Source organism: Streptomyces sp. NPDC089915, from assembly GCF_040684675.1.
Taxonomy (GTDB): domain Bacteria; phylum Actinomycetota; class Actinomycetes; order Streptomycetales; family Streptomycetaceae; genus Streptomyces.
Window position 1 is genome coordinate 1 of the sequence record NZ_JBFBGN010000271.1, and the last position, 3,259, is coordinate 3,259.

Below are 3,259 nucleotides of genomic sequence, written 5' to 3' on the forward strand. Positions count from 1 at the left end.
TCGGCATGCGCGAACGCGTCACACTCGTCCAGGGCACCCTCCATACCGGCCCGACCCCGGAGGGCGGTTACCGTGTGCACGCCGCCTTCCCCCTCGTGTCCACCGTCGCCAAGGAGTCCGCGTGATCGACGACCAGCCCGGCCCTTCGGTGAAGGTGGTCCTGCTGGACGACGAGGAGCTCGTCCGCAGCGGCGTACGGATGATCCTCGACGCCGACCCGCAGATCGAAGTGGTCGCCGAAGGCGGCGACGGGGACTCCGCCGTGGACCTCGTCGCCCGGTACCGCCCGCACGTGGTGCTCACCGACATCCAGATGCCCCGCGTCGACGGCCTGGAAGTCACCAGACGACTGCTCGCCACTCCCGCCCCGCCCGCCGTCGGGGTGCTCACCACCTTCGATCTCGACGAGTACGTCCACGCGGCGCTTCGCGCGGGCGCGGCGGGCTTCCTGCTCAAGGACACCCCGCCCCGCGAACTGGCCCGCGCCGTGCACGTCCTGGCCCGCGGCGAGGCGATGCTGTCGCCGCGCATCACCAAGCGCCTGCTCAGCACCTTCGCCGGCAACGACGCGGCGGACGCGGCCCGGCGCCGGCTGACCGTCCTCACCGACCGGGAGCGCGAGGTCGCCGCCGCGGTCGCGCGGGGCCTGAGCAACGCCGAGATCGCCGCCGACCTGCACCTGAGCGAGTCGACGGTGAAGGTCCACATCGGACGGATCATGACCAAGCTGGAGGCGGCGAACCGCACGCAGGTCGCCATCATCGCCCACGACGCCCAGCTCGCCTGACCCGACGCGGCCGGGCAGGAGCGGACGGCCGCCGGACCGCTCTCTCCCGTTCGACTCCGTTCCACCGGTCCGGCACCTCGGCAGCTACGCCCTCGCGCGATCCCGTCACCCGCCCCGCAGCACGACCTGGTTCGAGACCACGTCCCCCTCCGCGCCGCGCCGTCCCGGCTGCTCGCGCCACGGCGCCGCCCGAGTCGCCCCGCAACAGCGCCGCGCGGCGCTTTCGGCCTCGACGCCGACAGGCCCGGTACGACTTTCGGGTAACCCGCCACGAGCGGAAAGGCGGACGTGCCCGACGTCAACTCCGGACGACGATATGGGTGTTCGAACGGAACCGGCCGGCACACCGCCCACCCCGTCGACTGTCCGACACCGGGCAGGCGTGAGCGGCCCGTCCTTTCCGGCCCTGCCCCTCCGAGTGCTCTCGGCCCCTCGGCCTTCCTCGACCAGGAAAGACGACCATGACTCTCAGCAAGCCCTACGTCAGCGACCACTTCTCTCCCGTCACCGACGAGATCACCGGCCGCGAACTGCGGGTGCGGGGCACCCTCCCGCCCGAGCTGAACGGCCGCTACTTCCGCAACGGCCACAACCCCAAGCCGGGCGTCACCCCCACTCACTGGTTCCGGGGCGAGGGCATGCTCCACGGCGTTCGCCTCAAGGACGGCCGGGCCGAGTGGTACCGCAACCGCTGGGTGAAGACCCCGTTCCTGGACGGCGTCCCCTTCACCGGGACCGAACTCGACGTCAGCGCCGCAGCCACCAACATCATCTTCCATGGCGGTCGCTACCTGGCTCTCCAGGAGGCCAACCTGCCCTGGGAGGTCAGCGCCGACCTCGACACGATCGGCGTGTACGACTTCGGCGGCACGCTCACCAGCGCGATGACCGCCCACCCCAAGGAGGACCCGCAGACCGGTGAGCTGCACTTCTTCAGCTACAGCCCCTTCCCGCCGCACCTGACCCACTACGTGGCCGACGCTTCCGGCGCCATCGTCAGGTCACGGATCGTCGAAGGCGCCGGCCCCTCGCTCATGCACGATTTCGCCATCACCCGCGAGCACGTCGTCTTCATCGACTCGCCGGTTGTCTTCGACCACGCGGAGCAGTCCGGCATCCCCTACCGCTGGCACGACGACGTCCCGCTGCGCATCGGCGTGCTCCCGCGCGCCGGAGGCCCGACCACCTGGTTCGAGGTGCCCGACCAGGCCGTGCTGCTGCACGTCGCCAACGCCTACACCGACGCACGCGGCCGGATCGTCCTCGAAGCGCCGCGCTTCGACCGTTCCGCCTGGGAGAGTTCGTGGAAGTGGTGGGTCGGCGCGCCCGGACACGGCACCGCCCCCAACGCCGGCTCGACCTTCCACCGCTGGATCATCGACCCCGCCACCGGCACGGTCACCAGCGAGTCCCTCAACGACCTGGTCACCGAGTTCCCCGCGATCAACGACGCCCACACCGGTGGCGACTACCGCTACAGCTACGCCATCGCCTTCCCCGGCGCGGGCCTGTCGGGCTACCACACGGCCAAGCTCGACTCACGCACCGGCGAGCAGCTGCTGTTCGCGCACGGCGAGGGCCGGATGCCCGGCGAGGCCGTCTTCGCCCCCGCCGAGGGCGGGGCCGCCGAAGACGACGGCTACCTGCTCACCATCGTCAGCGACGTCAAGGCCGACTGCTCGGAACTCCTCGTCCTGGACGCGGGTGATCTGAGCACCGTAGCCGCCGTCGAACTCCCGCGCAGGGTACCCGCCGGCATCCACGGCCACTGGATCCCCGACACCGAGCCGTCCTCCTGACCCCTCCACCGGACCTTTCTCCCGCCCCTACCCCCAGCAGCCGGGGCCGCGGCATGCCCCACGTGCTGCCCGGCTCCCACACCCCCATGGACCGGACCACCATGAACCACCGATTCTCCCGGGGCGGTCCACCCGCCCACAGACCCGCCCTGCGCCGTGGTCCCGTATTGGCGGCGCTGGCAGCCGGCCAGTTCGCCGTCATGCTCGCCACCTCCGTCGTCAACGTGGCGCTCCCTCGGATCCGCAGCGGGGCAGGCCTCTCGGACACCGGAACCACATGGGTGGTCAACGCCTACGGCCTGGCATTCGGGGCATTGCTCCTGGCGGGCGGCCGGGCCGCCGACCTCCTCGGCCGGCGCCGGGTACTGATCGCGGGCCTGTCCCTGTTCGGCGGGGCCTCACTCGCGGCGGGACTGGCCGCCACCCCGGGCGTGCTGATCGCGGCCCGGGCCGCTCAGGGGGTCGGCGCCGCAGCCGTAGCCCCCGCCGCGCTCGCCCTGGCCATGGAGCAGTTCCCCTCCGGCGCCGGTCGCGGCAAGGCGCTCGGCGTGTGGGGAGCGGTCTCCGGAGCGGGTGGAGCGGGCGGCGTCCTGCTGGGCGGTGTGCTGACCCAGGCGTGGGGCTGGCCCTGGATCTTCCACACCGTCGCAGTGGGATCGGGACTGGTCCTCAC

At 72.0% G+C, this 3,259-nt stretch carries 3 protein-coding genes; all 3 read left to right on the plus strand.

What is annotated here, in order from left to right; genetic code table 11:
- Positions 1-121: 121 nt before the first annotated feature.
- A complete protein-coding gene (locus tag AB0O29_RS34670; protein ID WP_365160062.1) occupies positions 122-787 on the plus strand; it encodes a response regulator transcription factor in 666 nt (221 codons plus the stop codon).
- A 461-nt stretch (positions 788-1,248) separates the two neighbouring features.
- Positions 1,249-2,586: a carotenoid oxygenase family protein gene (locus AB0O29_RS34675; protein ID WP_365160065.1), complete on the plus strand. Its 1,338-nt coding sequence runs from the start codon at positions 1,249-1,251 to the stop codon at positions 2,584-2,586.
- A gap of 167 nt (positions 2,587-2,753) precedes the next feature.
- Positions 2,754-3,259 (plus strand): MFS transporter (locus tag AB0O29_RS34680; RefSeq protein ID WP_365160068.1); only part of this gene is annotated, 506 nt, incomplete at its 3' end.